General features: G+C 67.4%; 20 protein-coding genes and 1 pseudogene. 5 read left to right on the top strand and 16 right to left on the bottom strand.

The window, feature by feature from the left end:
- Positions 1-16: 16 nt before the first annotated feature.
- The 9 genes from EV674_RS15685 to EV674_RS15645 are packed head-to-tail and all read right to left on the bottom strand — an operon-like array spanning position 17 to position 9,926.
- Positions 17-1,204: an acyl-CoA dehydrogenase family protein gene (locus tag EV674_RS15685; protein WP_119014475.1), complete on the bottom strand. Its 1,188-nt coding sequence runs from the start codon at positions 1,202-1,204 to the stop codon at positions 17-19.
- A complete protein-coding gene (locus tag EV674_RS15680) occupies positions 1,191-2,306 on the bottom strand; it encodes an MBL fold metallo-hydrolase (protein ID WP_119014476.1) in 1,116 nt (371 codons plus the stop codon). Before EV674_RS15680 ends, EV674_RS15685 begins: the two co-directional genes overlap by 14 nt.
- The gene (locus EV674_RS15675; RefSeq protein WP_119014477.1) at positions 2,303-4,111 is read right to left on the bottom strand and encodes a long-chain-acyl-CoA synthetase; all 1,809 of its coding nucleotides are present in this window, start codon (positions 4,109-4,111) and stop codon (positions 2,303-2,305) included. The genes EV674_RS15680 and EV674_RS15675 overlap by 4 nt, the downstream gene beginning before the upstream one ends.
- Positions 4,112-4,155: 44 nt before the next feature.
- Entirely contained in the window at positions 4,156-5,337 is a 1,182-nt protein-coding gene (locus EV674_RS15670; protein WP_119014478.1) for an acyl-CoA dehydrogenase family protein, read from the bottom strand.
- 22 nt (positions 5,338-5,359) lie between these two features.
- On the bottom strand, positions 5,360-6,538 hold the full coding sequence (locus EV674_RS15665; protein WP_119014479.1) for a lipid-transfer protein: 1,179 nt from the start codon (positions 6,536-6,538) through the stop codon (positions 5,360-5,362).
- A 28-nt stretch (positions 6,539-6,566) separates the two neighbouring features.
- Positions 6,567-6,971 carry a MaoC family dehydratase gene (locus EV674_RS15660; protein WP_119014480.1) on the bottom strand — a complete coding sequence of 135 codons (405 nt, stop codon included), beginning with the start codon at positions 6,969-6,971 and terminating at the stop codon, positions 6,567-6,569.
- On the bottom strand, positions 6,958-8,115 hold the full coding sequence (locus EV674_RS15655; protein ID WP_119014481.1) for an acyl-CoA dehydrogenase family protein: 1,158 nt from the start codon (positions 8,113-8,115) through the stop codon (positions 6,958-6,960). Before EV674_RS15655 ends, EV674_RS15660 begins: the two co-directional genes overlap by 14 nt.
- Entirely contained in the window at positions 8,112-9,083 is a 972-nt protein-coding gene (locus EV674_RS15650; protein ID WP_119014493.1) for a Zn-ribbon domain-containing OB-fold protein, read from the bottom strand. Before EV674_RS15650 ends, EV674_RS15655 begins: the two co-directional genes overlap by 4 nt.
- Positions 9,084-9,140: 57 nt before the next feature.
- The gene (locus EV674_RS15645; protein WP_119014482.1) at positions 9,141-9,926 is read right to left on the bottom strand and encodes an SDR family oxidoreductase; all 786 of its coding nucleotides are present in this window, start codon (positions 9,924-9,926) and stop codon (positions 9,141-9,143) included.
- 198 nt (positions 9,927-10,124) lie between these two features.
- Between EV674_RS15645 and EV674_RS15640 the strand changes: the two genes are divergently transcribed.
- A complete protein-coding gene (locus EV674_RS15640; RefSeq protein WP_119014483.1) occupies positions 10,125-10,970 on the top strand; it encodes an enoyl-CoA hydratase in 846 nt (281 codons plus the stop codon).
- Positions 10,971-11,052: 82 nt separating this feature from the next.
- Here EV674_RS15640 and EV674_RS15635 read toward each other — a convergent pair whose 3' ends face one another.
- The 7 genes from EV674_RS15635 to EV674_RS15605 form a co-directional block, all read right to left on the bottom strand.
- Complete coding sequence (locus EV674_RS15635; protein WP_119014484.1) at positions 11,053-12,771, bottom strand: methyl-accepting chemotaxis protein; 1,719 nt, start codon at positions 12,769-12,771, stop codon at positions 11,053-11,055.
- A gap of 54 nt (positions 12,772-12,825) precedes the next feature.
- The gene (locus tag EV674_RS15630) at positions 12,826-14,475 is read right to left on the bottom strand and encodes a FadD3 family acyl-CoA ligase (protein ID WP_374761699.1); all 1,650 of its coding nucleotides are present in this window, start codon (positions 14,473-14,475) and stop codon (positions 12,826-12,828) included.
- A 14-nt stretch (positions 14,476-14,489) separates the two neighbouring features.
- A complete protein-coding gene (locus tag EV674_RS15625; protein WP_193552716.1) occupies positions 14,490-15,536 on the bottom strand; it encodes a ferredoxin--NADP reductase in 1,047 nt (348 codons plus the stop codon).
- A gap of 139 nt (positions 15,537-15,675) precedes the next feature.
- Positions 15,676-16,437: an SDR family oxidoreductase gene (locus EV674_RS15620; RefSeq protein WP_119014494.1), complete on the bottom strand. Its 762-nt coding sequence runs from the start codon at positions 16,435-16,437 to the stop codon at positions 15,676-15,678.
- Between the two features lie 8 nt (positions 16,438-16,445).
- Positions 16,446-18,125 (bottom strand): FAD-binding protein, encoded by a 1,680-nt coding sequence (locus EV674_RS15615; RefSeq protein ID WP_119014487.1) that lies wholly within the window; start codon positions 18,123-18,125, stop codon positions 16,446-16,448.
- A complete protein-coding gene (locus EV674_RS15610; RefSeq protein WP_119014488.1) occupies positions 18,122-19,906 on the bottom strand; it encodes an FAD-binding protein in 1,785 nt (594 codons plus the stop codon). The genes EV674_RS15615 and EV674_RS15610 overlap by 4 nt, the downstream gene beginning before the upstream one ends.
- Before the next feature lie 13 nt (positions 19,907-19,919).
- Positions 19,920-21,116 (bottom strand): acyl-CoA dehydrogenase family protein, encoded by a 1,197-nt coding sequence (locus EV674_RS15605; protein WP_119014489.1) that lies wholly within the window; start codon positions 21,114-21,116, stop codon positions 19,920-19,922.
- Positions 21,117-21,354: 238 nt separating this feature from the next.
- Here EV674_RS15605 and EV674_RS15600 point away from each other — a divergent pair, with 238 nt between their 5' ends.
- The 4 genes and pseudogenes from EV674_RS15600 to EV674_RS15585 all read left to right on the top strand — a co-directional run.
- Complete coding sequence (locus EV674_RS15600) at positions 21,355-22,344, top strand: flavin reductase (RefSeq protein ID WP_119014490.1); 990 nt, start codon at positions 21,355-21,357, stop codon at positions 22,342-22,344.
- Between the two features lie 81 nt (positions 22,345-22,425).
- Positions 22,426-23,265 carry an alpha/beta fold hydrolase gene (locus tag EV674_RS15595; protein WP_119014491.1) on the top strand — a complete coding sequence of 280 codons (840 nt, stop codon included), beginning with the start codon at positions 22,426-22,428 and terminating at the stop codon, positions 23,263-23,265.
- 2 nt (positions 23,266-23,267) lie between these two features.
- Positions 23,268-24,059, top strand: a complete 792-nt coding sequence (locus EV674_RS15590) for a fumarylacetoacetate hydrolase family protein (RefSeq protein ID WP_119014492.1) — start codon at positions 23,268-23,270, stop codon at positions 24,057-24,059.
- A gap of 12 nt (positions 24,060-24,071) precedes the next feature.
- Positions 24,072-24,175, top strand: a pseudogene (locus tag EV674_RS15585) (acetaldehyde dehydrogenase (acetylating)); the annotation flags it as partial.

Genomic DNA, 24,175 nt, shown 5'->3' with positions numbered 1-24,175 from the left:
CGGGGGTGGCAAGGCATCAGCCCGGCAGGCCCAGCACGCGCTTGGCAATGATGTTGAGCTGCACTTCGCTGCTGCCGCCCGCAATGGTGTAGGTTTTGGACAGCAGCCACAGGCGGCCAATGTCGTGCTCCTGGCTGCTGAACTCGTCGCCCTCCCAGCTCAGGCCGCGCTGGCCCATGACCTGCATCAGCAGCTCGTACTTGGCCACTTCCTGCTCGGTCTGCACCAGCTTCATGATCGAGGACGGCCCGCTCACGTCCATGCGTGCCATGGCCTGCTCCAGCACGCGCTGGTGCGTCAGGCCAAAGGCCTGCGAATCCATCAACAGCGCGGCCAGGCGGTCGCGCCACACCGGCTCCAGCAGCGTGCCGTCTGCATCAAACAAATAAGGCCGTGCCACGGCCAGCGCATCGTGCGAGGGCGCCGAGCCTTCGCTGAACTTGGACATGGCGGCGCGCTCGTGTTGCAGCAGCTTCTTGGCCACCGTCCAGCCGCCATGCAGCGGGCCGACCAGCTGGCGCGCAGGCACCCGCACCTCGTCAAAGAACACCTCGCAAAAGCTGGATTTGCCGCTGATCAGCTCGATGGGCTTGACGGTGATGCCAGGGCTCTTCATGTCAATCAGCACGAAGCTGATGCCCTCTTGCTTGCGCGCCGTGGGGTCGGTGCGCACCAGGGCGTACATCCAGTCGGCGGCGTCGCCGTAAGACGTCCAGATTTTCGAGCCGTTGATGACGAAGTCGCCGTTGTCCTCGATGCGCGCGGCGGTCTTAAGGCTGGCCAGGTCAGAGCCCGCATTGGGCTCGCTGAAGCCCTGGCACCAGCGGGCGCGCCCCTGCATCATCGGCACCAAATGTTCTTGTTTTTGCGCTTCGGTGCCCAGCTCCAGCAGCACCGGCCCGAGCATCCACACGCCCAGGTTGAACTGTGGCTGGCGGCAACCCAGGCGCAGCATTTCTTCTTCGACGATGCGGGCTTGCCGGGGCGTCAGGCCGCCACCGCCCAGCGCGGCGGGCCAGCCGGGCGCAAACCAGCCCCGGTCGCGCATGCGCTCGAACCACAGGCGCTGGTCTTCGCTGCCAAAGCGGACGCTGGAGCCGCTCCACACCATCTCATCGGGCGTGATCGGCTGGCGCATGGACTCGGGGCAGTTGGCCTGCAGCCAGGCCCGGGTGTCGGCGCGGAATGTGTCAGTGTCTTGCATAAGAAATGTCTGCCTCTTCGGATGGCTCTGGGGTTTCTGGTGGCGTGGCTGCTGCCGGGTCGGTCAGCGCAAAGCGGTAGATGCCATCTTCGTCCAGCACGCGCCGCAGCACACCGCTGTAGCGCAGCCAGGACAGGTGGGCAATGGTCTCGCCCAGCGCCAGCATGTCGTCCACGGGGGTGCGCAGGCGCGGAAACAGGCACAGCATGGCGTCAAAGGCGGTGCAGGTGCCGTGCTCGGCCAGATGGTCACGCAACTGGCCCAGCTGCTGGCCGTGGTGTTCGCGCAGTTCCTGCGTGCGGGGGTGCAGGCCGCGAAACACCCGCTCGTGCGAGGGCAGCACCAGCGTGCCGGGCGCCAGCCGCTCCAGCCGCGTGAGCGACTCCAGCCACAGTTGCAGCGGGTTGGCCTCGGGCTCGATGCTGGTGACCAGCACATTGGAGCTAATGCGCGGCAGCAACTGGTCGCCAGCGATCAGGATCTCGTCCTGCGCGCAGTACAGGCAGGCGTGCTCGGGCGAATGGCCTTCGCCGATGACCACGCGCCAGGTGCGCGAGCCCAGCGTGATGTCGTCGCCGCCGCGCAGCCGGTGAAACGACTGCGGCTGCGGCGGCATGAAGGGGTCGGCGCGCATGGCTTTCCACATGCGTTCGGTGCGCTCGGGCGGCATGCCCGAGCGCGCATAGAACACAGCCTGGTCACTCGGCAGCGGGTCGGGCACCGGCTCGGCCAGCGTGCGCATCATGAAGTATTCGCCGTGCGTCATGTACAGCGGAATGCCAAAGCGTTCGCACAGCCAATGGGACAGGCCCGCATGGTCGTAGTGCATGTGCGTGCACACCAGGCGCACGATGGGCAGGCCCTGCAGGTGCGTGGAAGCAATGTGCTCCCAGCAGTCGCGGGCGGCTGGCGTGTTCAGGCCGGTGTCGATCAGCGTCCAGCCGTCGTCACCGCGCAGCAGGTAGACGTTGATGTGGTCCAGCGCCATCGGCATGGGCATGCGCGCCCACAGGATGCCTGGCGCCACTTCGACCACCGAGCCGTCGCAGTCGGGCGCGCTGAAGGGATAGTCCTGCACCGCGCGGGCGCTCAGCCGCGTCATGCCAGCACCTTTTGCGCCGGTACCGCGGCATGGAGCGGCACATAGGTCTTGGCGGCGTCATCGCGTACGAACAAAGGGTCTGCGACCTGCGCCGTGTCGTAGCCCTGGCGCTGCAAATCGACCTTGCGCAGCTTGTAGTTGCCGGTCATGTCCGTGGTGGGGGCCAGGCGCAGGTACAGCGGTGCGGCGTAGCGCGGCAGGCGCGCCAGGGCAAAGGCCCAGAACGCCGCCGGATCGAATGGCGCACCCGGCTGCAGTACCAGCGCCGCCATGCCGGCGCGGCCTTCGGCACCGGGCACCTTCACGCCATAGACGGTGATGGCGTCCAGCCCCGGAAAGTCGCCCAGGGCGTCGGCCACCTCGGTGGTCGAGACGTTTTCGCTGTTCCAGCGGAAGGTGTCACCAATCCGGTCGACAAACCAGCAATACCCGTCGGCATCCACGCGCAGCAGGTCGCCCGACGACCACCAGGCATCGCCTGGGCGAAAGACGTTGCGCAGGATTTTCTTTTCTGTCGCCTCGGGCGAGGTGTAGCCCTCAAAACGCCCGCCCACGACGTCGGGGATGTCGATGATCATGCCAATGGCCTCCCCCACCTCACCCACCTCGCACAGCTGCAGGAAGCCGTTTTCATCGCGCGGGTGGGTGTCGGTGTCGATGTCGTAGCGCACCAGGCGCAGGTTGGTTTTTTCCCAGAACGGCACGCGGCCACAGGAACCGATGCGGTTGTCCAGGTTGATGGTGTTGGTGTTGGCCTCGGTCGAGCCCCAGCCTTCGTAGATCTGGAACTGGTCGCCAAAACGCCGCACCCACTGCTCCCAGACTTCAGGCGCCATGCCCGCGCCCACCATCTTGCGCAGCGGGTGCGCGTGGTCGTCGGTCTGCGGTGCTGCGGTCAGCAGGAAGCGGCAGATCTCGCCGACGTACTGGCAGATCGTCACGTGGTGGCGGCGCACATCGGCCCAGAACTCGCTGCGGCTGAACTTGCGCCGCAGCAGCAGGCTGGCACCCGAGACGAATGCCGTGGCCCCGGCCGACAGCGAAGCGGCGCCGTGGTAGAGCGGCAAGAAAACATAGAAGCAGTCGTGCGCCTGCACGTCCATGGTGGCCTGCATCACGTCGCCGGTGATGAGCCAGCGGGCATGGCTGATGACGGCGGCCTTGGGCAGGCCGGTGGTGCCGGACGTGAAGATGTAGAGCGCCGGGTCGCCCGCCACCAGGGCGCTGCGCCACTCGGCAGGCGGGTTGTGCTCTGGCGCCTGGCCGGCGGCCTGCTCCAGGTCCACGCTACAGCGCGCGCGCAGCGCGGCGGACGCGGGCCGCTCGGCGTCCGGCCAGAGCCAGTAGCACAGGCCCGGCGGCAGCTCGGTGGCGGCCAACAGGCCCAGGCACTCCTCGCCTACCACCACGTGCGTGGCGCCCGTGGCCTGCAGCGCATGCGCCAGGGCCTTGCCGCTGACGTTGGTATTGAGAAACACCACCCGGGCGCCCACCTTGGCCAGGCCCAGCCAGGCAAACAGGAAGGCCGGGCGGTTTTCCATGCACAGCGCCACCACGTCGTTGCAGCGCACGCCCAGCGCGTGCGCCGCGTGGGCGACCTGGTTGGCGCGCCGGTTGGTGGCGGCGTAGTCGTAGCGCATGTCGCCATACAAAATGCAGGGCCGCGTGGCAAAGCGCACCGCGCTTTCCTCGACGCGCTCGGCCACCGTGTAGGTCTGTGATGCACGGTGGCGCTGGCCCGCCCGTGTCCGATGGTCAAGCTTGGCCTGCGTCACTTCGCGCGGCACGATGGGGGCTGTTTTCACGCTGTCTCCCGAGTGTCGTTGTGGTGTATCTGAGCGGATGGACTTCAGCGCGCCGGGCGCGGCATCTTCAAGCCGAACTGGGCAATCAGCTCGCGCTGCAGTTCGTTGGTGCCGCCACCAAAGGTGTTGATGGTGCTGGCCCGGATTTCGTACTCCAGCTCGCCCATCAGCAGCGCCGCGCTGGAGCCCGCACGCACCAGCGCGCTGGCGCCGACGATGTCCATCAGCCGGCGCAATATCTCCAGCACGCCTTCGGAGCCATAGACCTTGGTGGTCGAGGCCAGGGCCACGTCCATGCCGCCGGCTTCCAGGTCGGCGGCGATGCGGAAGTTGATGAGGCGCATGGCCTCCATGCGGGCATAGCACTCGGCCAGTGCGCGCCGCACCCAGGGCTGGTCCACCGCGCGGTGGCCCTGCTCATCGCGCGCCTTGGCCCATTGCAGCACCCGGCCAAACGGGCCAAACACCTTGTCCGACCACGACCCCAGGCCCAAGCGCTCGTGGTTGAGCTGGGCGGTGATGAGCTTCCAGCCGCCATGCAACTCGCCCACCAGGCGGTCGGCGGGCACGGCCACGTTGTCGTAGTAGGTGGCCGCCGTGAAGTTGCCCACGGTCTGGATCAGCGTGTGCGAAAAACCCGGCGCATCGGTATCCAGAATCAGGATGGAGATGCCTTTGTGGCGCGCCAGCTCGGGGCTGGTGCGCGCCGCCAGCCAGACATGGTCGGCCGACTCGATGCCCGACGTCCACAGCTTGGCGCCGTTGACGATGAATTGGCCGGTCTGCAAGTCGCCCTCCAGCCGGGCCTGCGTCTTGAGCGTGGCCAGGTCAGAGCCGGCCTGCTGCTCGGAATAACCGATGGCGAAAATGATCTCGCCTGCGGCGATGCCGGGCAGGAAGCGCTCTTTTTGCGCCTGCGTGCCGTTTTCCATCAGGGCGGGCCCGACGGTGCTGATGGTCACGAAGGGCAGCGGCGCACCGGCAATGTTGGCTTCTTCAAAAAAGATCAGCTGCTCGGTAGCGCTCAGGCCCTGGCCGCCGTGCTCCTTGGGCCAGCCCACGGCCAGCCAGCCGTCGCGCCCCATCTGGCGGATGGTGTTGCGGTAGGTGTCGCCGCCTTCGGCGCCGCGCAGCTCCAGGCGCAGCTCGGGCGTCATCAGCGTGTTGAAGTAGTCGCGCACCTGCAAGCGCAGGCGGTGTTGCTCGGGGGTCAGGTCAATGAACATGCTGTGGTCTCCTTGCCTGGCGTCAGGCGTCGCCCAGAATCAGGCCGCTGGTGGGCACGCCGGTGCCCGCTGTCACCAGCACGTTGTGTACGTTGTCCACCTGGTTGGCAGCGCTGCCGCGCACCTGGCGCACCGCCTCGGCCACGCCGTTCATGCCGTGGATGTAGGCCTCGCCCAGCTGGCCGCCGTGGGTGTTGATGGGCAGCTTGCCGCCGCGTGCGTGCTCGCCGGCACGCACGAAGTCCTTCGCTTCGCCGCGCTTGCAAAAGCCGAACTCCTCCAGCTGCGGCAGCACGAAGGGGGTGAAGTGGTCGTAGATCACCGCCGTCTGGATGTCTTGGGCGCTCAGGCCGCTTTGCTGCCAGAGCTGCTGGGCGACCAGGCCCATCTCCGGCAGGCCAGTGATGTCCTTGCGAAAGTAGGAGGTCATGATCTGCTGGCCGTCGCTCAGGCCCTGGGCAGCGCCCTTGATGACCACCGGCTTTTGCAGGAGGTCGCGTGCCCGCTCGCTGGACGTGATCACCATGGCAACGGCGCCATCGGACTCCTGGCAGCAGTCCAGCAGGTGCAGCGGCTCGCAGATCCAGCGCGAAGCCTGGTGCTCTTGCAGCGTGATCGGCTTGCCATGGAAGAAAGCAGCCGGGTTGGTGGCGGCAAAGTCGCGCGCCGCCACGGCCACGCGGCCAAAGTCCTCGCTGGTGGCGCCGTAGGTGTGCATGTAGCGCTGGGCGAACATGCCGACCCAGGCTGCGGGCGTGTGAAAGCCATAAGGCATGTACCAGCCGTAGTTGACGTTCTCGACAATCGGCGAGGAGCCAAAGCCGTAGTTGCCGTTGCCAAAGCGGTACCAGCTGCGCTCGTTCATGGCGCGGTACACCACCACCGTCTTGGCGATGCCGGTGGCCACTGCCATGGCGGCGTGCAGGATCGGCGCGCAGGCCGCGCCGCCGCCATGCGGCACTTGCGAGAAGAACTTGACGTTGTTGGCGCCCAGCAGGCGGGCGATTTCGTACTCGGGCACCTTGTCGATGGTGTACGACGAAAAGCCGTCCACCTCGCTGGGGTCGATGCCCGCGTCGGCCAGCGCCGCCAGCGTGGCTTCCATCGCCAGCCGTATTTCGGTGCGACCGGAGTTTTTGGAGAATTCAGTGGCGCCCAAACCCACGATGGAGGCGCGACCGGAAATAGAAAAATCGTTCATGGAAGGGGGTGCTCCTGGCAGTGCGGCATCAAGGCAGGCACACGCGCACCGTGCCGGTGACGTGGTTGCCCATGGAGTTGGCGCCCTTGAGCGTGACTTCGACCGTGCGGTCAGAGGCACGCTTGTCGGTCACGGCGCCGGTCAGCGTCATCGTGTCGCCGGGGTAGTTGGGCATGCCCAGCTTGATCTTCAGATCGCACAACCGGGCCTGCGGGCCTGCCCAGTCTTCGACGAAGCGCTGCACCAGCCCGTTGGTGGTGAGGATGTTCATGAAGATGTGCGGCGAGCCCAGTGCGCGCGCGGCCTCCAGGTCGTGGTGGCCCGGAAAGTAGTCGCGCGTGGCAATGGCGCCGCCGGTCACCAGCGCCACCGTCACCGGGACGGTCAGCGCGGGCAGCTCTGCGCCGGGCTGAATGTCGTCAAACTGCGCCATGGCGGGCCTCCTCGGGGGTGTTGTCTTCGGCAGCGTCATATTTCCATCCCAATGTGTCGTTGTCGGCCAGCCAGTCGCCCAGCCGGGCCAGGTGGTGTTCGGTGCCGCCCAGCGCAGTGCCGAGCGCGCGGCTCCAGAAAAGAAAGCGGTGGATCGGGTAGGTGGTGTCTACGCCAATGCCGCCGTGTACGTGCTGCGCCATGTGGCCGGTGCGGTGTCCGGTGTCGTTGGCCAGCGTGCGCGTGGCAAAGGCCTGCGGCGCGGCGCCCAGGCGGGCGTCCAGCCGGTACACCAGCTGCCACACCGATGTGCGCAGGGCCTCGGTGGCGATGTAGCCATCGGCCATCTGGCCCGCCACCAGCTGAAAGCTGCCAATGGCGCGGCCAAACTGCTGGCGCTCGCTCACGTATTCGACGGTGCGGCGCAGTTGCTCTTGCGTCACGCCCAGTTGCAGCGCGGCCAGGCAGGCGATGGCGCGCTGCTCTGTCCAGGCCGTGGCGGCCACGGGCAGCACGTTGTCGGCGGACAGCGTGATGGCGTCAAAGGCCAGGTCGGCCACCCCCTGGTGGTGCTGGCTGGTGCCCTCGGTGCGCTGCACGCCGCTCTGTGCCAAGTCCACCAGCACCAGGCGCAGGCCGTCGCTGGCCTGCGCTGGCAGCAGCGCATGGCGGGCCTGGCCGCCCAGCGGCACGGCGTGGGCCTGGCCGCGCAGCGTCCAGCCGCCCTCGGTGTGCTCCAGGTGCAGCGAGGGGCCGCGCGATTGCGCCAGCCCCGCCAGCGACAGCGCCAGCGGTGCCCCGCCCGACAGCGCCTCGTCCAGCACCTGCGGCAACGCCGCCGGGGCAAACCGGGCCAGCGCGGCCACGGCCAGTTGCGTTTCCCACAGCGGCACCAGCGCCAGTGCGCGGCCTTGCTGCTCCAGAACGGCCATCAGCTCGGTCATGCCCAGACCCAGGCCACCCTGGGCCTCGGGCACCAGGATGGTGTGCAGGCCCGCAGCCACGCATTGCTGCCACAGCGCCTGCATGAACGGCGCGCCCGAGGCGTCGTGCTCGCGCAGTTGCTCATCGCCGCAGTAGTCGGCAAACAGGCCGCTGGCCATGTCGGCAAACGCGCGCTGGTCTTCACTCAGTTGGAAGTTCATGCGGCCACTCCTTGGGCCGCAGCGGCCACCGGACGGAACTGCGGCAGCACCAGTTCGCCATCGTTGAAACTGTTGAACTCGACCTGCACGGCCTGGCCGATCCGCACCTCGCCCGGCTGGATGCCCACGATCTGCGAAATCAGCCGCGTGCCCTCTTCCAGCTCCACCAGAACGATCGGGTTGAGGTGGTCGAACGGCGGTACCTCGGGGTAGTGCATGACGACGAACGAATACACCGTGCCGCGCCCCGAAGCTTCTACGGTGTCCCATTCAAATGAATGGCAGCTGGGGCACACCGGGCCGGGCGGGTGGCGCAGCTCGCCGCAGCCCTTGCAGCGCTGGATGAGCAGCTTGCCAGCGCGCGCGCCGTCCCAGAAAAAGCGCGTGTCATCGCTGATGCCGGGCAGCGGGCGCTTGGCGGCCACCGGGGCCGCAGGCTTGTCAGTCGCCGGCTTGACCGGGTTGGCGGGGCGGAACTTGAACACGCGAAACAGCAGCTGGCCCACTTCTTCGTCGCCCTGGGGCTGCTCGGAGAAAAACGCCATTACCAGCGTGACGAAGTAGCCGGTGCCCAGCGCCGTGGTTTTTTCGGGGCTGATGGAGTCCAGGCGTGTTGTGTAGTACAGCCGCTCGCCCTCGCGCACATCGCGGCCAAAAGTCAGCTCGGAGTTCACCGCCACCACCGACGCCATGCCCTGGGCCTCCAGCAGCTTGAGGGCTTCGTAGGGGTTCTCGGTGGTCGAGCCGGGCGGGTAGTTGTTGGCCACCGGCCCTTCCATGCACCAGACCTGCAGCATGGCCGGTGGCGCAATCACGGCACCCTCGGCGGTGTAGCGGGTTGCATCCACGCCCATCACTTCGCACCACTGGCGAATCATGGGGGCATTGATCTTGTCCCAGGCGTAAACGCGCCCGTATTCCTTGCCCACCAGGGCGCGGACTTCATTCATCCACTCGTGTTCAGCCAAGGTCATGCTCCTTCGTTGGTTTGGTTCAGAGTCCCCTGCCAGCGCCGCTGCGCTCTCTCAGGAAAGGTGTGCTTGCGCTGCGGCCAGGAAGGCGGGCTTTTCGCCGCCGCCGTGCAGCAACAGGTTGGTGCCGCTCAGGTAGGCCGCACGCGGCGAGGCCACGTACAGGCAGGCCTGGGCAATGTCGGAAGGCTCGGCCATACGGCCCGCCGGAATCGTGGCGCCGACGGCGGCAATGCCCGCCTCGTCGCCAAAATGCAGGTGCGATTGCTCGGTGCGCACCAGCCCGGGGCTGACGGCCACGACGCGCACCTTGGGCGCCCACTCCACCGCCAGCGACGAGGCCAGGCTCAGCACCGCCGCCTTGGCCGCACCGTAGGCCGCCGTGCCGGGCGAGGGCCGCAGCGCGCTAACGCTGCCAATGAAAACGATGACACCACCCCCCGCCTGCGTTTGCATGGCGGCATTGGCGGCCTGCGCCATGTGCAGCGCTGCCGTCAGGTTCAGGCGGATCACGCCCTCGTGAAAGCGCGGCGATACCGTGGCGGCATCCACCGGAGGACTGCCGCCCGCGTTGTGTACCAGCACATCCAGGCGCCCGTGGCGCTGCACGATGGCCGCCACCAGCGCCTGCACGGCATCGGCGTCGCGCACATCGCAGGGCAAAAATTCGGCGCTGCGCGCGCCCGCCGTGGGCAGTGCTTCGGGGGCGCTGCGGGCGCACACCACCACGGTGGCGCCTGCGGCCAAAAAGCCCTCGGCAATGCCGCGGCCTATGCCCTTGGTGCCCCCGGTGATGAGCACCACACGCTGGTCAAAATCGCTGTTGCTGGTCTGTGTCATGACCGTAAATTTACGGATTGCACCCCTGCGCAGATACGTCCAAAAGGACGATGTGACAGCACCCCCCTGACCAGAACATGCTGGGGTCGCGTCAACAGCCCCCATGCCGGTTTGCAGCCGTCCGCGCCACGCATCGCGGCGTTGCGATCCTGGAGCGTTGACGCGGCACCCACTTCCACCCTTGCAGGACTTTTGCGTATGCGCCCCGACACGCCCCCCCCCGCCTCTGCCCCCTCTTCTTCTGCCAGCGCCGCCCCGGCCAGCCCGGCCGACAGCCGCGAATTGCTGGTGGACTACCCCCACGAAGGCGTGGCCGTGGTGCGCCTGAACCGCCCGCAGGCCACCAACGCACTGAGCCTGCACCTGCAAGCGCTGCTCTCGCAGGCGTTCACGCAACTGGCCGCCGACCCCGCCGTGCGCGTGATCGTGCTGACCGGGGGCGAGAAGGTGTTTGCCGCCGGGGGCGACATCAAAAGCATGGAGGGCGCCGGGCCGATTGAAATCATGCAGCGCCACACCGAGCGCGTCTGGGCGCCCATCGAGCGCTGCCCCAAACCCATCATTGCGGCGGTGTGCGGCTACGCTTTTGGCGGCGGCGCCGAGCTGGCCATGCACTGCGACATCATCCTGGCGGGCGAAGGCGCCAGCTTCTCGCAGCCCGAAATCCGCATCGGCATCATGCCGGGCATCGGCGGCACGCAGCGCCTGGTGCGCGCCGTGGGCAAGTTCAACGCCATGCGCATGTTGCTCACGGGCAAGCCCGTGGGCGCCGAAGAAGCACGCGCCATGGGCCTGGTCAGCCAGGTGCTGCCCGACGACCAGGTGCTGCCCGAGGCTTTGAAAATGGCCACGCTGATTGCCACCATGCCGCCGCTGGCCGCCATGCAGATCAAGGAAGTGGTGCTGGCGGGCGTCGATGCCTCGCTGGAGACGGCGCTGATGCTGGAGCGCAAAGCCAACCAGCTGCTGTTTGCCACGCGCGACCAGAAAGAAGGCATGCAAGCCTTCATTGAAAAGCGCAAGCCCACGTTCGAGGGCCGCTGAACGTATCCCCCGGCCTGCGCGGGCCAGGGCACCGGGGCCGCGCTGCCCGGCGCCCACGCCAGGCAGGCATCCCGCTCGTCGCTCAGATTGCTCCGATAACCATAGCTGCTGGCGCATGACCTGCAAGGGCTACAGCCTGTTTTGATTCATATTTCAGTGCTGCACCGGGTGCGCCCGAATGGCGCCCCTGGGACGGCGCACCGTGGAACACACCCACCAGCTCTTCCAGCTGCACCGCCTGGTGCTCCAGCGCCTGCGCGGCGGCGGCCGACTGCTCGACCAGCGCGGCGTTGCGCTGCGTCATGTCGTCCAGGCGGCCCACGGCGGCGCTCACATCCTCAATGCCCGACGACTGCGTGCCTGCGGCGGTGGCCACCTCGCCGATGGTGGCGGCCACGCGCTGCACGCTGGTGACGATGTGCTGCATGGTTTCACCCGCGTTGCGCGCCAGCTGCGAGCCGTGGTTGGCGCTGGCCAACGACAGCTCGATGAGCTGCTTGATGTCGTGCGCGGCGGCCACCACGCGCTGCGCCAGGCTGCGCACTTCGGTCGCCACCACGGCAAAGCCCCGGCCCTGCGAACCGGCGTGCGCCGCCTCCACCGCCGCATTGAGCGCCAGGATGTTGGTCTGGAAGGCAATGGAGTCGATCACCCCGACGATGTCGGCAATGCGGCGCGCGCCCGAGAGGATTTCGTCCATCACCGTCTCGACGCTGGCGACCACTTCGCCGCCCTGGCTGGCGGTGCTGGCAGCCTGCCGCGCCAGGGCATCGGCCTGGGCGGCCGACGCCGCCGAGGCGCGCACCACGCCCGCCAGCTCGCCCACCGAGATGGCGGTGGACTGCAAATCGCTGGCGGCCTGTTCGGTGCGGGTCGACAAATCCTGGTTGCCCTGGGCGATTTCCCGGCTGGCCAGCGTGATGCCCCCGGCAGAGTCGTGGATGCTGGCCACCAAGGTGCGCAACTGCTGCTGCATGCGCCCCAGTGCGGTCAGCAAATCGCTGGTTTCATCGGTGCCCGTGGCCACGATGTCGCCAGTCAGGTCGCCCTGGGCAATGCGCTGGGCGTGGTCGATGGCCTGCGCCAGGGGCCGCGTCACGCTGCGCAAAATCAGGATGCCAGCGACCACGCTGATGGCAATGGCTGCGCCCGCCGCGCCCAGCAGCCACTGGCGTGCCAGCGCAAACTCGGCCTGGATGGCCTGGCCCTGCGCTGCGGCGCCCTGCGCTTCATGCTGGGCCTGCGCCCTCAGTTGGTCCAGCCACTCGTGTTGCAAGGGGGTGGGGTTGCGCTGGCGAAAAATATTGCCCAGGTTGCTGTTGCCCGAGCGCAGGGCATCGCGCACGTAATCGGCGCTGTCGAGCCCGCGTGTGGCCACTTTCTCCAGCGCAGCCAGCATGGCGTCTTGTTCCGGATCGGGCGCGGCCTCGGACAAGGTTTTGAACTGGGCGCGGGCGTTGCGGTAGCGCTCCAGCCCCTTGGCGAGCAGGTCGGCCTGCTCTTTGGCGTCCACCTCGTCCACCACCAGCGTCACGCCCAACATCGCCACCGTCACCTCGTTGACCGCATTCATCATGGTCTGTATCACGGCGATGCGGCTGTGGTTGACCTCTTGCATGCGCGTGGTGTGGGCGTCGATGCGCTGCATGCGGTGCAAGGCCACCGCCGTGATCACCAGCAGCAGCCCCAGCACCAGGCCAAACGCCACCGACAGGCGCGTGGACAAGCGCCAGGAAGGCCGCCAGCGCGTTGCTTTCAAGGCCACAGGGGTAAGCGCCCTGGAGGAAGTGGAGGCCGTCATGTGAATTCCTTTGTGCCGCGTGGAAAAAGCCTGTGGCGCCGGTGGCGGCCCGGTTCAGCCCAGCTGCAGCCGGGCCACGGCCATCTGCGCCAGTTCGCGCTTGAGCACCTTGTTCGAGGCGTTGAGCGGAAAATCCTCGCACCACAGCACATGGCGCGGCACTTTGTAGTTCGCCATGTTGGCGCGCGCCCAGGCCAGCAATTCCTGGCTGCTGATTTCAACGCCCGCGCGCAGCACCACGCAGGCGCAGCCCACTTCGCCCATGCGCTCGTTGGGCACCCCCACCACGGCCACCTGGGCAATGGCGGGGTGTGCAGCCAGCAGGCGCTCGATTTCCGCCGGGTAGCAGTTAAAGCCGCCGACGATGAACATGTCCTTGAGGCGGTCGGTGATGCGCAGGTAGCCGCGCTCGTCCAGCACGCCCACGTCGCCGGTGTGCAGCCAGCCGTCGGCGTCGATGGCTTCGCGGGTGGCCGCTTCGTCATCGAAGTAGCCCTGCATGACGTGGTAGCCGCGCAGCAGCACCTCGCCCGCTTGGCCCGCAGGCACGGGGCGGCCCTGGTCGTCCACGCAGCGCACTTCGGTGCCGGGCAGTGCGCGGCCACAGGTGCCGGCCACGGTTTCGGCGCTGTCGCCGGGGTCGCACACGGTGGCGCAGCCGCCGCATTCGGTCAGACCATAGGCGGTGGTGACGTTGGCAATGCCCAGCTCCTCGCGCATTCGCGTAATGAGCACCGGCGGCACCGTCGCCGCGCCGGTGACGGCCACGCGCAGCGAAGAAATATCGAAATCGTGCAGGCCCGGGTGCGCCAGCATGGTCAAAAACAGCGTCGGCGGGCCCGGCATGAAGCTGATGCGGTCGTGCGCGATGCGGGCCAGCACCTTGTCGGCGTCGAACACCTGCTCGGGGTACACCGTGGCGCCCTGGATGAACGCCGCCACCCAGCCCGCCTTGTAGCCAAAGGAATGGAAAAACGGGTTGACGATGAGGTAGCGGTCGCCCGGCTGCAGCCCGACCACGCGGCCCCAGGTGCTGAAGGCGCGGATGGTGGGCCCGTGCGCCGACATCACGCCCTTGGGCCGCCCGGTGGTGCCCGAGGTGAACATCAGATCGGCGGTGCTGTTGGCCGTCAGCGCCTGCTCGCGCGCGGCCACCTGCGCTGCGGGCACGCCAGCGCCAGCCTCCAGGAACTGGTTCCAGTCCATGTCGCCCGGTGCGCCCGCCCCAGGCTGGAAACCGCCGCGCAGCACCACAATGTGCTCCAGCGTGGCCGGGCGCTGGCCGCTGAGCATGGCCGGGTAGTACTGGCCCAGAAAGTCGCCAATGCAAAACAGCACCTTGGCGCCGCTGCGCTCCAGGATGTCGGCGGCTTCGGCGCCCTTCATGCGGGTGTTCAGCGGCACCACCACGGCACCGGCGGCGTGGCTGCCGCAGGCCGCCAGAATCCACTCGTGCAGGTTGGGCGCCCAGATGGCCACGCGGTCGCCCGCCTGCACGTTCAGCGCCATCAGCGCGCGCGCCACGGCCTGGCTGCGCGCCAGCAGGTCGGCGTAGCTGATCGCCACCGCGCCATCGACGATGGCAGCGCGCTCCGGGTAACGGGCGGCCGCCTGGCGCAGCAGGGCGGGCAGCGTCTCGGGCAAGTCGGACGCCAGCGACCAGGCAGAAGACGGGGGCACGGCGCTGGTGGGCGCGTCGGAAATCAGGCTCATAAGGTTCACTCCGGAAATTGGATGCGCAGCCGCGCGCTGGTGGGCACGGCCTGGCAGGCCAGCGTCCAGGCTTTGGCCAGGTCTTTTTTGTCCAGCACGTCGTTGTGGCGCAGGTGCACGCTGCCCTCGACCACCTGGCACATGCACGAGGCGCACATGCCCGCCTGGCACGAGTACGGCGCGTTCAGGCCGGCCTTGAGCGCGGCGTCGAGCAGCGTCTCCGTGCCACCGCAGTGCAGGGTATGGGTTTCGCCGCCCAACAGCACCTCGACCACGGCTTCGTCCACGGCGTCGGGCAGCGGCGGCGCGGCCTGCGCGGCGGCCTGGGTGGCGGCCTGGGTTTCTTCGTCGGGCAGCGAGGCAAAGCGCTCGACGTGGATGCGCTCGGACGGCATCTCGATGGCCTGCAAGGCCGCCACGGCAGCGTCCATGTACGGCCCGGGGCCGCAGATGAAAGCCTGCGCGCTGCGGTGGTGGCGCGCCAGTTCGGCCAGCTGCGCCACCGAGGGCACGCCCTGCACCGAATCGAGCCAGTGGATCACCGTCAGCCGGGCCGGGTGGGCCTCGGCCAGCGCCTTGAGTTCGCTTTGGAAGATGACGGATTTTTCGTCGCGGTTGGCGTAGAGCAGCGTGGCGCGGCCCTGGGCCTTGGCCAGCACCGTGCGCAGGATGGAGAACACCGGCGTGATGCCGCTGCCACCGGCCAGCAGCAAAAAGTCGCCGTCCAACGAGCGCGGATAAAACACGCCCGAGGGCGCCAGCACTTCCACGGTGTCGCCCGTGCGGATGCGGTCGCACACCCAGTTGGAACCGCGCCCGTCTTTCACGCGCTTGACGGTGACGCGCAGCGCATCGTCCACGCCCGGCGCGCTGGACATGGAGTAGCAGCGCGGCACATGGCGCCCATCGATGGGCAGGCGCAGCGTCAAAAACTGGCCCGGCTGGTAGGCAAAGGCGCTGGCCAGTGCGGGCGGCACCTCGAACACCAGCGATTTGGTGTCGTGGGTTTCGTCCACCACCGCGCGCACGCGCAGCGCATGGTATCGGCTCATGGTCAACTCCTTGGTAGGGCAGCGTCAAACACTATCAAAACGGTAGCTGCTAGCGCTTATCCAGCAAGCGCTGGAGGCCGTTTTGACATAAAAATATGGAGAATGTGATGGGCACAGCGGCAGCGCAGCGCCCGGCCACTCACAGCCCCATGCCCAGGATGGCGCTGTCGGCGCGGATTTCGGCGCCATTGATGGCCTGCGAGTCGTCCGACGCCAGAAACAGCAGCACCTTGGCAATGTGCTCGGGCATGCAGGCGCGGCCCTTGGGGTTGTTCTTGGCATCGAACAGCAAAAACTGGGGCGGTACGCCCGGCGCCGACGCCTGCATCATGGGCGTGTAGATGCCATCGGGGTGCAGCGAATTGACGCGCACGCGGTGGCCGTTTTTGCGGCAAAACAGTGCGGCAGCGCGGGTCAGCGCGCCCACAGCGGCCTTGCTGGCGCTGTAGCCCGCGTAGTTTTCTACCGGCAGCCACGACGACACCGAAGCCATGTTGACGATGCTGCCGCCGCGCTCTTTCATCGCCTCTACACCCTGCTGGCAGCCGATGAAGCACGAGTCGGTGTTGACCTGCATGAGCTGGCGAAACTGCGCCAGCGTGGCGGTTTCGATGCTGCCCGGAATCAGGATGCCAGCGTTGTTGATGAGAATGTCCAGCGGCCCAAAGCGCTGCTGCACGGCGGCGATGGCAGCGCTCCAGTCGGCCTCGCTGGTCACGTCGTGGCGCACAAACACCGCGCGCTCGCCGCACTCCTGGGCCAGGGCCTGACCCGCCTCGGCATTGATGTCGCTGATGCCGACGAAGGCGCCCTCCTCCAGCAGCAATTGCACCGTGGCCCGGCCCACACCGCTGGCCCCGCCGGTGACCAGCGCCACCTTGTTTTGTACACGTCCTGCCATATCCATCCTTAGTCAGAGAAGTGGGCTGCGGCATGGCCTGCGCGCCGCCCGGAAAAAACACAGTCGGCCAGCGACAGGCCGCTGACGTAGCGCGACGAGGGCAAGCCCATGGCCGTGCGCCCGGCGGCAAACAGGCCGCCAATGCGCTGGCCTGCGGCATCGAGCACCTGGCCGTTGGCCTCGTCCAGCACCAGCCCGCCCAGCGTCAGCGTGGCCAGCGGAAAGGTGGGCGAGCCGATGGAAATGTCGATGGCGTAGTACGGCCCGCGCGCCATGTCCTGGCGCATGTCGGGCGATTTGCCAAAGGCGTCTTCGCGCTCACCGCGTGCGGCAGCGCTGGCGGCCTCCAGGCTGGCGCGCAGCTTGGCCGGGTTGGCCTTCAGGCGCATCGCCAGGGCCTCGGGCGTGGCCGCTTTTTTGGCGCCCAGCAGCATCATGGCCAGCGCGGGCAGCGACTGAAACGCCCACAAACCGCCAAACAGGCACTGGCGAATGGCCTGCGCGCGCAGCTTGGCATCGATCACCAACCAGCCGCGCCCGCCCTGGTGATCGACCAGCGCATGGCCCAGCGTGGCGCCATAGACCTGCTCGTTGCAAAAGCGCTCGCCCTGGGTGTTGACGACGATGCCCTTGGGCCACACCGCTGGCGGCGTGATGAAGCGCCAGGCCGAAATGTTCTCCAGCGCCTGGGCCGCCGCACCCACGCTCTGGCCCAGGCGCAGGCCGCTGCCGTCGCAGCCGGCGGCGCCCACCGGCCAGCCACGCTTGGCGTGCGGCGCGTGCGTGGCCATCAATTCAGGGTGGTAAATAAAGCCGCCCGTGGCCAAGACCACGCCGTGGCGCGCGCGGATGAAGCGCGGCTGCGCCGTGGCCTGCTCGATCAGCGCCGCCTCGCGCCGACAGGCCGCCGCCTTGCCGGGGCGAAACGTGCGCCAGCGCGCCACCTGGCGGTGCAGCTCGGCATGGCGCAAGGTACCTGGGGCGCCCGGCGGCAGTTGCCAGACTTCCACGCCCAGCACGGCGCCGGGCTGCCCATCGGGGCCACGCTGGCGCACCAGTCGGCGCACCGCTGCCTGCGTGACGGGCTGCGCGCCCGCCTTCAGCGTGGCCTCTTTCAGCGCCGCATACAGCGCCTTGCCCGACTGGCCCTTGGCCACGGCCCGGTGGCCGCGCGGCGCGGGTGCGCCCAGCGTGCCCCGGCAGGCGGGCACCACTTCGTTGCCGGAGTAGTAGAGAAACTTGCCCTCGGGCGGGTACGAAGTTTTGTGGTCGGGCATGGTGGCGCCAAAGCGCACGCCGTGGGCCTCCAGCCAGGCCAGGTTGGCCACGCTGTCGGCACAAAACTTGTGCAGCGTGGCATCGCTGACCACACCGTTGACCTCGTGGCGCAGGTACTCGGCCATGGCCTCGGGGGTATCGGTAAAACCAGCCTGCTGCTGGTAGGGCGTGCCGCCACCGGCATACACCACGCCACCCGACAGCGCACTGGCACCGCCGCCGTCAAAGCGGTCAATGACGATCACCGAGGCGCCTGTGGCGCGCGCTTCCAGTGCGGCGCAGGCACCTGCGGCACCCCAGCCCACCACCACCACGTCGGCGCTGTCGCTCCAGTCGATGGCGCTGGCGTTGTCCACCTCCAGCGCCGGGGCGATCGGGGTGACGGTGGATGGCTTGGCGCGGCCCGTCATGCCGCCTGCCCCACGCGGGGCGCGCCCTGGAGCAACTCGGTGCGCTCCAGCGCCAGCGGCTTGCCCTGGATGGCGGCAATGGCGCGGTAGGCAAAGGTCATGGCCGGGCCCAGCGTCGAGCCCGCACCGGGGTAGGCAGGCCCCATCACCGAGGCCGAGTTGTTGCCTACGCAGTACAGGCCCTCAATGACCTTGCCTGCCTCATCCAGCACCCGGGCGTCGCGGTCGGTCAGCAGACCGCCCTTGGTGCCGATGTCGCCAGGAAACAGCCGGATGGCATAGAACGGCCCTTTCTGGATAGGCGCCAAGTTGGGATTGGGCTTGACGTTGACATCGCCGTAGTAGCGGTCAAACACATTGCCGCCCCGGTCGAACTCCAGGTCTTTGCCGGTGCGGGCAAATTCGGTCATGCGGGCGGCACTGGCCACCAGGCCAGCGGCATCGACGCCGATTTCAGCGGCCAGCTCGGGCAGGGTTTCGCCCTTCCAGTACACCTTGCCCAGCCAGCTCTTGCGCAACCGGCTGTCGGGCACCGCCGTCGCAGGCATGAGCGGGCCCATGGGGTAGTTGGCGCGGAAAGTGGCATCAAAAACAATCCATGCCGGAATGGCGCCGCCCGTTTTTGCGTGGTTGGCGTACATGGCCTGCTGGAACTCGGGGTACGGCCCCGATTCGTTCAAAAAGCGCTCGCCCCGGGCGTTGACCACCATGCAGCCGGGCAGGGAGCGCTCGACAAACAGCGGGCGGAATTTCTCTTCCTTGGGCACGTCCAGCGTGGGCACGCCCCAGGTGTGCGCCATCAGGTGCAGCTTGCCGCCCACGGCGGCGCCCGCACGGATGGTGTCGCCGGTGTTGGCATCGGGCGGCGTGCTCGTCCAGGCCTGGTTGGTGGGCTGGGGCAGGTATTGCTCACGCATGGCCTGGTTGCGCTCAAAACCGCCCGCGCCCAGGATCACCGCCTTGCGCGCTTGCAGGCGCAGCGCCTGGCCATCTTTGCGCACGACCACGCCAGTGACGCGGCCCGCGTCGGTGGTCAACGACTCCATGGGCGTGTCCAGCCACAGGGCAATCTTGCGCTGGCGCAGCGCCGCCAGCAGGCCACCCACCAGCGCCTGGCCGCCGGTCAGGCGGCGGTCGCGGCGGGTTTTGCTGCGCCAGGGGTAATCGAGAAAATAGCGGGCCATGATGCCCATCAGCATCCACTTGGCTTTGCGCTCGCGCGCCAGCATGGAGCGTGCCTGGAAGGCGTTGATGTGCATCCGGCCAAAAATCAACTGGCCCGGGTTGGTCGGGCGCAGCAGCGCCAAGCCCTCCAGACCTAGCCGGGCCGCGTTGAAGTCCAACGGGTCCATAGTGCGCCCACCAGGTAACGCACCCTGAACGTTGGGGTAGTAATCCGAGTAATGCGGCATGCAGCGGTAGGGCACGCCGATCTGCGCCAGATAGCGCGCCATGTGGCGCGCCGTCTCGACGTAGGCCAGCACGCGGTCGTCGCTGGCCAGTCCCTGGGCACAGGCTTTGACGTAGCCAAAGGCCACCTCGATGCTGTCGCGCAGCCCGGCCTTGGGCATGTCGTGGTTGTCAGGAATCCAGATACCGCCGCCCGACAGGGCCGAGGTACCACCAACCAGCGCGGTTTTTTCCACCACGAGGGTTTTGAGCCCCTCATCGCTGGCTCGGATGGCGGCCAGCAGCGCACCAGCGCCCGAGCCGACGACGATCACGTCAAACTGCTGTTCGTCTTTCAAGGGTGGGTGCTGCACGCCGCCTCCTGTGGTCATGGGTGGTTACCGCTCAAACGAAAGCGTCGGCGTTGGGCAGGCCCAGCATCACGGCGCCATGGCTGCGTGCATAGGTATCGCTGTTGTTGGCAATGTGGCCGCGCGCCACGTGCAGGTCGCGGAAAGTGCGCTCGATGGGGTTGGTCTTGAACACGCCACCGGCTGCGCAGGCGCGCATGATCTCGTTGACCACCTCGGCGCAGCGCTTGGGCACCTGCGATGCCTGGGCACGTTGCATCAGGCGCTCTTCCACGTCCATCACCGTGCCGTTCTTGGCGCAATCGACGATGCGCTGGAAGTTGCGATACAGCACCAGCTTGGCTTGGTCGGTCATCATCATGGCCTCGCTCACGGCCAGCTGGGAGTTGACGTCTTCTGCCGTCTTGGCACCGTGCTTGCCAACAAAGCTGGCGCAGCGTTGGCGAAAGCTGTTGATGGCGGCATCGGTCGCGCCCAAGCAGGCCGACGACACCGCGCGCTGGAACACCTGCGTGAACGGAATGCGGTAGAGCCAACCGGGGTTGACGGCACGGCCAGGGCAGCCAGCGTCGCTGTGGTCGTTGGTACGGTGGGTGCGGTGCGCGGGCACAAAGGCGTCGGTCACTTCGATGTCGTGGCTGCCGGTGGCGCGCAGGCCCAGCACGTCAAAGTTTTCGATGATCTTGAAGTCTTTCTTGGGCAGCAAGAAGGTGCAGTGCTCCAACACGCCCGAGCCGTCTTTCTTGGGCAGCAGGCCGCCCAGCAAAATCCACTCGCAGTGCTGCGAGCCACTGCTCCAGCTCCAGCGGCCGCTGAAGCGGTAGCCGCCTTCCACCGGCTCGGCCTTGCCGGTGGGCATGTAAGTCGAAGCGGTCAGCGTGGTGGGGTCTTGGCCCCAGACGTCGATTTGCGCCTGCTCCGGGAACAGCGGAATTTGCCAGTTGTGGACACCAATCACGCCATAAATCCAGGCGGTGGCCATGCAGCCTTCGGCCAGCGCCATTTGCACGGTGTAGAAAACACGCGGATCCATTTCGTAGCCGCCCCAGCGCTTGGGCTGCAGCACCTTGAAAAAGCCCGCCTCCTGCATCTCCGCGACAGTCTCGCGCGGCACCATCAAAGCGTCTTCCGCTGCACGGGCGCGCTCGGCCAAACGCGGCGCCATGGCGCGGGCGCGTTCGATCAACTCAATGGCTTCGGGCGTCAAATAATCGTCTCTTACTGTCATCATGGTGCTTGTCTCCGAAAGGCTTTGCTCTACGCGGCAGAGGGGGTGAACGCACAAGGAAAATCCCTTGCGATGGGCAGATATTCCCACCCGCATCGGCAGGGCTCATCGTCCAATCAGACTAAAACGCCGCCCGCCAGCGCATCACCTGATGTGCAGCAAAGAACGCCCTAGTCCATGTGAAGGATTCGATGCAAGGCAGCGCCCGGCAAGCTTGGGCTCCAGGACTCAGGAGACTTGTATGAATGCACTTGCCCCGCCCTTCGACCCCAAGGAATTTCGCCGCGCACTGGGCATGTTTGCCACGGGCGTGACCATCGTGACCACCACAGCGGCCGATGGCACGCCCATCGGCATCACGGCCAACAGCTTCAACTCGGTGTCGCTGGAGCCGCCGATGGTGCTGTGGAGCCTGGCCAACAACGCGCGCAGCCTGCCTGCCTTCAGCGACAGCACGCACTGGAACGTACACATCCTGTCGAACGAGCAAGAGGCGCTGTCCAACCGCTTTGCCCGCGCGGGCGAGGACAAATTCAACGGCCTGGCGCTGGACATGCAACCCAGCGGCGCGCCCCTGCTCACCGGCTGCAGCGCGCGCTTTCAGTGCAAGAGCGCGTTCAAGTACGAGGGCGGCGACCACACCATTTTTGTCGGCGAGGTGGTGCAGTACGACAGCAGCGCCCTGCCCCCGCTGCTGTACGTGACCGGCGGCTATGCGCTGGCCTCGCGCAAGGCGGCGCCCGTCTCGACCGAGCCGCAGGCGCAGCTGGAGGGTGCGGTGTATTCCGAGAACCTGCTGGGCTACCTGTTCGGGCGCGCGCATTTTCAGTTTTTACATGGCATCCGGGGCACGCTGCAGCAGCGCCAGCTGTCGGACACCGACTTTTTCGTGCTCTCGCTGCTGAGCGTGTGCCAGCCGCTGCAAGTGCCCGAGATCGCCGCCCACATTGCCTACACCGGCGTGGACCTGGGCACGGGCGCGCTGCAGTCGCTGGTACAGCGCGGCCTGCTGGTGCAGGAGGCGGGTGGCCTGCGCCTGAGCCCGACCGGCTCGGACGCCATCCTGCATGTGCTGGCGGCGGCCAAATCGGTCGAGGCCGATCTGGTAGACCGCATGGGCGAGATGGAATCGGCTGCGCTGCGCAACCTGCTCAAGCAGGCCATTTTGGCCACCGACCCCGGCCTGCCCAAGCTGTGGCAGGCCACAGCACCAGCGCAGCCAGCGGCCTGAGCGGGCGGCAGCGCCTGTGCGCCCGCACCCGCCGCAAAGCCCCCCCTTTTTTCTCTTTTCTTTTTGCTTGACCCACACCCCATGCAGACAACCCCCTCCATCCCCGAAGGCCACTACCTCGACATTGGCGAGGTCGCCGGCCTGCCCCAGCGCGTGCACTACCACGACCAGGGCGAAGGCGAAGCCGTCATCTTCCTGCACGGCGCGGGCGGCGGCGCCAGTGGCTACAGCAACTTCAAGGGCAACTACCCCGTGTTTGCCGAGGCGGGCTACCGCACCCTGGTGCCCGATTTGCTGGGCTACGGCCTCTCCAGCAAGCCCGACCTGCCGCAGTACGACCTGGACCTGTTCATCGCTGGCATCAAGGGGCTGGTGGACGGCCTGGGCCTTCAACGCGTCACGCTGCTGGGCAACTCGCTGGGCGGTGCGGTGGCGCTGGGCTACGCACTGGCCTACCCCGAGGACGTGGCGCGCCTGATCCTGATGGCGCCCGGTGGCGTGGAAGACCTGGACACCTACCTGGCCATGCCCGGCATTGCCAACATGTTCAGCATCTACCAATCGGGCAAGACCGGCGCCGAGGCCATGCGCGCCGTGATGACCATGCAGCTGTTCGACCCCTCGCTGCTGACCGACGAAATCATCAACGAGCGCGCGCCGATTGCCGCCACGCAGACGCAGGCCGCCCGCTCCATCCTGAAGGTGCCCAACATGACCGAGCGCCTGCACGAGCTGCGCTGCCCGGTGTTTGGCTTCTGGGGCGTGAACGACCAGTTCAACCCGGCCAGCGGCACCATGAAGCTGATGGAACACTGCCCGCAGGCGCGCATGGTGCTGATCAACCGCTGCGGCCACTGGGTGCAGGTGGAGCACCGCGAGCTGTTCAACCGCAGCTGCATTGACTTCTTGCAGAACGGCTAAAAATGGACGCCGCAACCATTGAAGCCCTGGGCGACGCGCTGTTTGACGCCCTGCGCCAACGCCGCACGCTGGCGCCCCTGACCAGCCGCCACGCCGACATCACGGTGGACGACGCCTACCGCATCTCGCTGCGCTTTCTGGCGCGCCGCCAGGCGGCGGGCGAGCGCGTCATCGGCAAGAAAATCGGCGTGACCTCCAAGCCGGTGCAGGACATGCTGGGCGTGTTCCAGCCCGACTTTGGCTTTCTGACCGACGCCATGCAGTACGCCGATGGCGCCACCGTATCGCTGAGCCAGTCGGGCCTGGTCCAGCCGCGCGCCGAGGGCGAGATGGCCTTCATGCTCAAGACCGACCTGCAAGGCCCGGGCGTCACGCGGGACGACGTGCTGGCCGCCACCGCGTGGGTCGCGCCCTGCTTCGAGATCGTCGATTCGCGCATTGACGACTGGAAAATCAAAATCCAGGACACCGTGGCCGACAACGCCTCGTGCGGGGTGTTTGTCGTCGGCACGCAGCACACCGACCCGCGCACGCTCGATCTGGCCGCCGCGTCCATGCAGATGTGGAAAAACGGCGCTCCCGCTGGCAGCGGTGTGGGCGCTGCGGTGCAAGGCCACCCGGCTGAAGCCGTGGCCTGGCTGGCCAACACGCTGGGCGCTTTTGGCATTCCGTTCAAGGCCGGCGAGCTGATCCTGTCGGGTTCGCTGGCGCCCCTGGTGCCCGCCGTGGCTGGCGACCGATTTACCATGCAGATCGAGGGCCTGGGCGGCTGCTCGATCGCTTTCTCCGCATAAGAAATCTCCTGTATGACCACCCAAAAAATCAAATGCGCCCTGATAGGCCCAGGCAACATCGGCACCGACCTGCTGGCCAAGCTGCAGCGCAGCCCCGTGCTCGAGCCCGTCTGGAT

This window comes from Simplicispira metamorpha (genome assembly GCF_004341365.1).
GTDB classification, from domain to species: domain Bacteria; phylum Pseudomonadota; class Gammaproteobacteria; order Burkholderiales; family Burkholderiaceae_C; genus Simplicispira; species Simplicispira metamorpha.
Note: the sequence above shows the minus strand (reverse complement) of the source record. Positions and strands in the feature narration are given on the sequence as shown.